The organism is Tabrizicola sp., assembly GCF_022842145.1.
In the GTDB taxonomy this organism is placed as follows: Bacteria; Pseudomonadota; Alphaproteobacteria; order Rhodobacterales; family Rhodobacteraceae; genus Tabrizicola.
In genome coordinates this window covers 1-6,704 of record NZ_JALHQD010000017.1, presented here as the reverse complement: position 1 = coordinate 6,704, position 6,704 = coordinate 1, and the positions used below count along the sequence as shown (strand labels likewise).

Annotated in this window: 11 protein-coding genes and 1 tRNA gene; all 12 read right to left on the bottom strand. The window is 67.7% G+C overall.

The features are described from left to right. Positions 1 to 97: 97 nt before the first annotated feature. Positions 98 to 445, bottom strand: coding sequence for a hypothetical protein (locus Q0C42_RS21580; RefSeq protein ID WP_295081161.1), 348 nt, complete (start codon positions 443 to 445; stop codon positions 98 to 100). A gap of 51 nt (positions 446 to 496) precedes the next feature. Further along, complete coding sequence (locus Q0C42_RS21575; protein ID WP_295081159.1) at positions 497 to 1,435, bottom strand: phage tail tube protein; 939 nt, start codon at positions 1,433 to 1,435, stop codon at positions 497 to 499. A 1-nt stretch (position 1,436) separates the two neighbouring features. Next, the gene (locus tag Q0C42_RS21570; protein ID WP_295081156.1) at positions 1,437 to 1,643 is read right to left on the bottom strand and encodes a hypothetical protein; all 207 of its coding nucleotides are present in this window, start codon (positions 1,641 to 1,643) and stop codon (positions 1,437 to 1,439) included. Then, complete coding sequence (locus Q0C42_RS21565) at positions 1,640 to 2,077, bottom strand: hypothetical protein (protein WP_295081153.1); 438 nt, start codon at positions 2,075 to 2,077, stop codon at positions 1,640 to 1,642. Before Q0C42_RS21565 ends, Q0C42_RS21570 begins: the two co-directional genes overlap by 4 nt. After that, complete coding sequence (locus Q0C42_RS21560) at positions 2,077 to 2,505, bottom strand: DUF1320 domain-containing protein (RefSeq protein ID WP_295081151.1); 429 nt, start codon at positions 2,503 to 2,505, stop codon at positions 2,077 to 2,079. Before Q0C42_RS21560 ends, Q0C42_RS21565 begins: the two co-directional genes overlap by 1 nt. A gap of 21 nt (positions 2,506 to 2,526) precedes the next feature. Then, positions 2,527 to 2,600: transfer RNA gene (locus Q0C42_RS21555), tRNA-Arg, on the bottom strand. Between the two features lie 9 nt (positions 2,601 to 2,609). After that, positions 2,610 to 2,999, bottom strand: a complete 390-nt coding sequence (locus tag Q0C42_RS21550; RefSeq protein ID WP_295081148.1) for a hypothetical protein — start codon at positions 2,997 to 2,999, stop codon at positions 2,610 to 2,612. Between the two features lie 92 nt (positions 3,000 to 3,091). Then, complete coding sequence (locus Q0C42_RS21545; RefSeq protein WP_295081146.1) at positions 3,092 to 3,985, bottom strand: Mu-like prophage major head subunit gpT family protein; 894 nt, start codon at positions 3,983 to 3,985, stop codon at positions 3,092 to 3,094. A 14-nt stretch (positions 3,986 to 3,999) separates the two neighbouring features. Then, on the bottom strand, positions 4,000 to 4,431 hold the full coding sequence (locus Q0C42_RS21540) for a hypothetical protein (protein ID WP_295081143.1): 432 nt from the start codon (positions 4,429 to 4,431) through the stop codon (positions 4,000 to 4,002). Beyond that, positions 4,431 to 5,531 carry a phage protease gene (locus Q0C42_RS21535; protein ID WP_295081141.1) on the bottom strand — a complete coding sequence of 367 codons (1,101 nt, stop codon included), beginning with the start codon at positions 5,529 to 5,531 and terminating at the stop codon, positions 4,431 to 4,433. Before Q0C42_RS21535 ends, Q0C42_RS21540 begins: the two co-directional genes overlap by 1 nt. A gap of 125 nt (positions 5,532 to 5,656) precedes the next feature. Beyond that, positions 5,657 to 6,154, bottom strand: coding sequence for a phage virion morphogenesis protein (locus tag Q0C42_RS21530; RefSeq protein ID WP_295081138.1), 498 nt, complete (start codon positions 6,152 to 6,154; stop codon positions 5,657 to 5,659). Continuing rightward, positions 6,147 to 6,704: phage minor head protein (locus Q0C42_RS21525; RefSeq protein WP_295081135.1), on the bottom strand; the 558-nt coding region annotated here is incomplete at its 5' end. The genes Q0C42_RS21530 and Q0C42_RS21525, both read right to left, overlap by 8 nt.

The window sequence follows — 6,704 nt, the reverse complement described above, 5'->3', positions numbered from 1 at the left end:
AGCGCAATGCCCCAAAGGGCGGCATCCGACCGCGCCCCGCTCATCCTGTCCCGCTTCTGGCCGAGCTCGCCTGTCGCCCAGGCGCGCCCGGCCCATTTCAGTTTTTTGCGCGCGCGCCCATCATCGCGGACTGGTAGGTCCGCATAAGCGGGCCACGGCAGAAGGTCAGGCCCAGGATGCGGTCGAAGAGCGCGTCGTCGTCCGGGACCGGCTGGCCATCGTCATCGACCACCGCCGGAAAGCCGACGATCGCGGCGCGCAGGAACGCATTCTGGCCCTGCTCGCTGTGCAGGTCGTCGTGCATCCGCAGCGTCTCGGCATCAAGGACCCGGAAGCGGGTCTTCAGGGTGACCTCTTCGAAGCCCCCCTTGCCGTCCGTCTCGTCGACCGGCCACTGGACCGGCACGTCGTGCAGAAAGGTCGCGTTCTTCTTCAGCTTGAACATGGGGGGATGCTCCAAAGGTCAGGTGAGGCCGGGCGCTGTGACGCCCGGTGCTTAGGTCAGCGTCAGCGTCCACTGGTCGTTGCCGGTGACCGGCAGCGGGGCCAGGCGCAGCGGCCATTCCTTGATGTCCTGCGCGCTCTCCAGGCCTTGCAGGCGCTGCACCTGGGCAGCGGGCATGCTCAAGGTGCTGATCCGGCCCGCGCCCGTGCCATGCGCCAGGACCACGGGGACGGTGGTCTGGTTCTGCGCCAGGGTGAAGGGGTTGAAGGCGGTCAAAGGCTGGGCCTCGACCACGGTCTCGACCTCTTCCTCGCGTTGGGTGATCAGGATCTGCTCGGCCCCGATCAGGAAGCGCGGCTCGACCGCGTTCTTCAGGTCCAGCGTGAAGGACCGCATGACGAAGGCGACCGAGTTGATACTGAAGGTCGGCGTGTTCGCCGTGCTGCCTGCCTGCGGCTTCTGGAAGGCGGTCAGCGTCGGGACCACGCGCGCCGTCTCGGCCGGGGCCGAGAAGAGACCGGTGAAGCTGAATTCCAGATAGGGGATGCCGTTCGCGCCAACCATGATCTTGGCCGTGCCGCGGGTTCCGCGCATCACATAGCGGGTAGTGTCGATCCAGAGGTGGATGGTCACCGACTCGTGGTTGGTCGAGATCGGGTTGTAGACCACGTTCGTCCCAACGCTGACGACCTGGGCGCAGCCGCAGGCGCGCATCAGGACGCCCCAGCCCGGCGCGGTCCCGGCAGTGCCAGACGGCGCCAGCTCGACCCGGAATGACAGCTTGGCATGCAGCTCGGTCGGGATGGTACCCTGGCCGCCCAGGTAGGGCAGTTCCAGGTCCCGGCTGACGTCGTTGCCTTCCATCGGCTGGATCTTCACCTCGGTGGCGAGGATCGCGTTCAGGGCGCCGGTCGGGGCGGAATCAAGACCGTAGGTGGTCTCGATCTTGGCCAGCAGGATCTTGGATTTCCAGTACAGCGGAGCGGGCATCTCAGGCCTCCTTCACGGGGCTTTGAACCGGGTCTTCAAGGGCAGCGGCGGCGCGGGCCTCGGGACGGTTGTCCGTCGCCTCCTCCAGCTGCAGGCTGCCGTCGGGAAGACGGAAGTAGCTGCCGCCCTGGTGGGGCAGCGGCAGAGCTTCCGAAGGAACGGTGTCCTGGGTCGCCGCCTCAAAGTTCTGGGGGGTGGGCTTCTTCATGTTGGGTCGATCCTCAGCTGGTCGCCGATGGCGAAGTCGATCTGGTAGGCAAGGGTGCCTGCGTCGAACGGGAGAAGGGTGCCTCGTGCTAGGCGGAAGACGCCCAGGACGCCATCCGGCGACCAGCCGGCAACGGCCTCGATCACCGCGCGCTTGATGTGGTCGGACTGGGCAAAGGCGCGCTTGCCGACCAGGTCGTTGGTCCGGAAGATCAGGATCACCCCGAAGACTTCCTCATAGGCCTGGCGGAAAAGGCCAGCCGCGGCGTCCGGGGTCCCGCCCGTCATCCCGACCGAGATCACGAAGGCAGCGGGCGTGGCGTTGGGCAACCGGCCCTGCTCGCGCAAGGCGGACCATTCCAGCGCGCCCTCGACCCGGTTCGAGAAGTCGGGAACGCGCTCCTTCAACCGTGCGATCAGATCTTCGATCAGCATCAGATGAAGCCTTTCAGGTTGTCTTCGGTGAAGGGCCGCTCGCGGTCGGTGATCTGGGCACCGGTCGATCCCGTCGAGGAAGCCTCGACACCGGCGGCGCTGAGTGTGATCGTGCCCTGGGCAATGGCCGTCAGGGTCCGGACTGCGTCCTTGTAGTCGGCCTCGATCTTCGGCGGGGCCTCGAAGAGGTGCAGGTTGTAGACGGTGATCGCCCCGGCCACGCCCACCAGCATCGGCTGGGCCGGGCTCAACGGCAGGGCGTAGCGGCGCGCCAGATAGCCATCGATCAACGCGTCCGTCTCGGCGATCGCGCGGTCGACCACGTCGGTGTCCACGACGCCCAGCGCATCCACGCCCCGGTCGGTGAGCGAGATCAGCATCTGCTCTCCGAAGCGGTCGGTCAGCTGGGCAAGGGTGACGTAAGGCATTGGGTCCTCGGGGGGTGGGTGTGGGGGGGGGCGGGACTTGAACCCGCGACCAAGGGGCCGAAGCCCCCCGCTCTAACCTGCTGAGCTACCCCTCCGCGCTTGCATCAGTCCTGCGGCACCAGGGCGACGGTCAGCTCGGGGTCGCCCTCCAGCTTCGCCAGGTCGTCCTCGGTCAGCTCGGCCACCGGGATGTCCACCGGCTCTGCCCCGAACTTGCGGCCCGCGCGCCAGCGGCCCTTGGCGGGGCCCGTCACGCGCAGGACATGGGCTTTCGCCTTGGCGGCAGGTTTCACCACGTCGGGGGCGGGCGCTTGAGGGGCGGCGGTGGCCGAGGGGGCTTCTTGCGCCGCCCCCGTCGCATCCCCGTCCCCCAACGTGGATTCGGGCTGGGTCGCCTGGGGGGCGTCCTGGATGATGGTCTGCGCTTCATTGCCGGGAACGGCCGACGCCGGTGCGGCGGTACGCGGCGCGGCAGAGGTTTTCTTGCGGGACATCGGTCTCTCCGGGATCAGGGGCGGGGTGTGATCGAGAAAGGGGCCGGACCGAACCGGCCCCTCAGCTGGATCACGCCATCAGGCGCTCAGGCTCAGGCCAGCCACGGCACGATCAGCGGCTCGGCCGTACCCTTCCATTCGTTGGTGATGCCACCGGTGCCGTACTCCGAGTTCAGGATCTGGCGCGCGGCGCTTTCCAGCGTCGGCGGCACGACCAGCAGGTTCGGGACCAGACCCAGCGGACGGCCGCCGTCGCCCTTCATGTTCTGGATCGCGGCGCGGGCGATGGCATAGTTGGCCGCGTTCAGGGTCTGGCGCGAGCCCCAGGCCATCTGCGGGAAGCCGTAGCCCACGTTGCAGCGCATATCGACGCCGTAGGTGAAGACCCGGTTCTTGAACACCTCTTCGTCGTTCGACTTGTCCATCGACACGAACTCCGGGGGCTTGCGCTCCTGGTAGATGATCGGCTTGACCGAGCGGTTGGTGCACAGAAGGAACCAGGGCGTGCCCGCGCCGCCGTCGGTGTTGGCATAGGTCGTCTGGTTGCCGTTCGCGTCGGTGATCGGGTGGTCGGTGTCGAAGAAGAACTGGCCGTCGAAGCAGTTCGTCGTGAAGCCCGCGTTCAAGAGGCCCCAGACCAGCTGCTCGGGCAGGGCCGAGGTCAGCTCGCCCATCTCGGCGAACATGGGCGTGTACTGGCCCAGGTTGTCGTCCTCGATATCGTTGCGGTCGACGCCGACGGTCTTCTCGAAGTGGCGGTTCGTGATCGAGTAGCCAGCTTCTTCCAGGTTGTCGACGACGCGGGCGCCGATCCATTCGCGCATGCCGGCGAGCTTCTTCAGCCAGCCGTAGCGGCTTTCGAAGGTGGTGGACCGGACGGTCATCGCCACGCGGTCGCGCAGCGGCGGGGCCATCGTGAGGCCGCGCTGGAACTCGGTCTTGAAACCGACGCGCAGGGCATCGAGAGAGGCTTGAGAGATGATCATGTCAGGGGGTCTCCTTAAGCGGCGCGGGTGATGGCTTCGTCGAGGCGGACCCAGACGCCCTGGGCGTCGACCGCTTCGATGATGCCCGCCCGGCTGCGGGTGTTGGTGCCATTGGTCTTGGCGACCTGGTCGTCGTCCAGGATGAAGCAGGGCAGCCCCACGTCGGCTTGGACGATCAGGTCACCGGCGGTCGCGTTGCGGAAGCGGGCGGTGATGCCGGTCCGGTAGCGGACGTTCGCCGCGGCGTTGGCCCCGGCCGAGTTGTCCAGGGGCTGCTCGGCCACGCCGACGCCGAAGCAGCCGGTGGCGACCGCGGCACGGACGATGAAGCCGGCGGCGTTGCGCATGACGAGGGCACCGGCGAAGATGCGGGTGGAGGCCCCAACGGGCTGCTCCCGGATTTCGCCCATGTACTGCGGGGTGTTGCGATCTGCGGTCAGCGGCATCAGCGCGCCTCCTCTTTCAGGGTTTTCAGAAAGTCGGCTTGCGGGATGCCCAGGACCTTGGCGGCCTCAAGCTGCTCGGCGTTCAGGTCGACATTGCCGTCCTTGTCGACGGGCGGCTTGCCACCGGGCACGACGGTCGTGGGGGCGACGATAGGCTGCGCCTCGATGATCGTCTTCGCCTGGTCGGGCTGCGACATGTGCAGGGTGATCAGCGTCTCGCGGTTGGTCGCGTTGATGCCGGTGCGGCCCTTCTTGACCTCGCCGTCGACATAGGCCTCGGAGGCCGAACGGGTCTGCGCGGTCCTCATCGTGGTCAGCTCGGACTGGAGTGCGGTCAGCTGCGACTGCAGCGCCACCGCGTCGCCGCCGCCAGCGGTCTTGACCTTCACGGCCGCGACGATGGCATCCGGGGTGCCCGAAGGCAGGCCGACGGTCGTGCCGATCTCGGTCAGGGCCGATTGCAGCGCGGCGTCGGGCCCCGACTTGCTGGCGTCGTCCTTCTTGTCGGCCATGCTGCCGATCTTCGCCAGGATCTGGTCCAGGGAAGCGTCGGCCGGCAGACCGAGCTTTTCGGCAATCTTGCTCATGCCTTCCATACGGGAGGTCTCCTCGGTGTTGAGCGCGGCCAGGCCGCAAAGGTTGGGAACGTTCACAAGAGAGGCTCGCGGGATCAGGGTCACCGTCCGCTTGTCCGCCTGGCTGACCATGAGCACGGGGGAAATGCCGCGATAGGCCTTGTCGGCGACGAGGGCGCGACCAGCAGCGGTCCATTCGACCCGCCCCCAGAGGCCGTTGTCGCGGGCCTGAAGCTCGACGATCCAGCCGCGCGCCGGGGCCTCGTGACCGGGCCGCAGGTCGGTGGCGTGATTCTCGTCGATCGGAATGCCGCGCTCCCAGGCCATCGAAGCCTGGATGATCGCGGTGAGGTCCTTGACGAGGTAGGGGCCGCGACCGTCATAGGTCTGCACCTCGCCCTGCGTCACCGGCAGAAGCTGGACCCATTCCGGCACCGACCCGTCGCTGCCAAGCGCGGGCAGCGCCGCAGAAGCGGCGAGGGCGATCAGGTCAAACCTGGGGGCGAAGGCGGGGGCGTGCTGCATGCCGCCAGACTGGCGGATGGCCCATACCCGAAACACCTACAACGGCTTGTAGGAACCGGGGTGCTTTACGGGGATCGGGATGCTTCTACCGTGACCCGGCAGGCGTCACGGGTCAAGGTCCGGCTTCAACCGGGTGCGGCTGAACGGGTGAGCGCCTCGGCGATGGCGTCCAGAATGTTGGTCTGGTCCTCGGGAGAGACGCCCAGGAACGGCCGTGCCGCGATGTTGCCCCAGGGGATCGGCCCGTTCCGCTTCGTCCGCCCGAATGCCCCCTGCGCCGCGCCGAACTGCTGGGTGGCGGCGTAGATCATGGGCGAGCCCCAGGCGATGCTGTCGGAGGCGGCCTCGTAGAAGATCTGCGACGACAGCGCGCCCGATGGGCCGAAGAGCGGGCGGATGTCGATCCGGTTCGAGGTTCTGGCCCCATAGCGGTTCAGCGTGGTCTGCGACTTCGGGGCCCAGCGGCTGCCATCCGGGGCGATGCCCTGCGGGAAGCGCTGCTTGGTCGAGTCGATCATGATCTCGCCGATCTCCTGCATGATGGGCGTTAGGTCGGACAGGGTAGCCGAAAGCCGGAGCAGCGCCCCGGTGATCTCGTCGTCGGTAATGATGATGTCAGCCATCGCCTTGGCCCTTGGCCGCGCGCGCTGCGATCTCGGCTGCCAGCGCCTCCGCCAGGGCGTCCGGCAGCTTCGCCATCTTCGCCTGGACGGCCTCGGCCACCGTATCGGTCACCGTCTCGCCCGGGGCATAGGCCCATCCCTTGTCGATACCCTTCGGCGCTCCGGTCCGGGGATCGATCGCCTGCCAGCTGTCTTCCAGCTGCTTCTCCGGCTTGCCGCCCACCCGCTTTGCCCCTTCGCGGCTGCGCGCGCCGGTCAGGTAGCAGCTGCAGCCCCAGCCGTTCGGTGGCGCATGGGTGGCCCAGAACGGATGGTCAGCCTCAAGGACCAGCCCGTCCCATGCCAGATGCTGGACGCGCGGCTCGACGCTGCCGCCGTGGCGGTAGACGAAGTGGGTGAAGCCCCCGTCGCGCAGCTGGGCCAAGCGACCAGCGGCGTAGCTGGTGGCGAGGTTCGTCTTGTAGATGACCTTGGTTCGCCAAGCCTCGCCCTTCTTCGTCCCCTCGCCCGCCCAGCCGTGCCAGCCATGCCGCTCGACGATCTGTCGGAA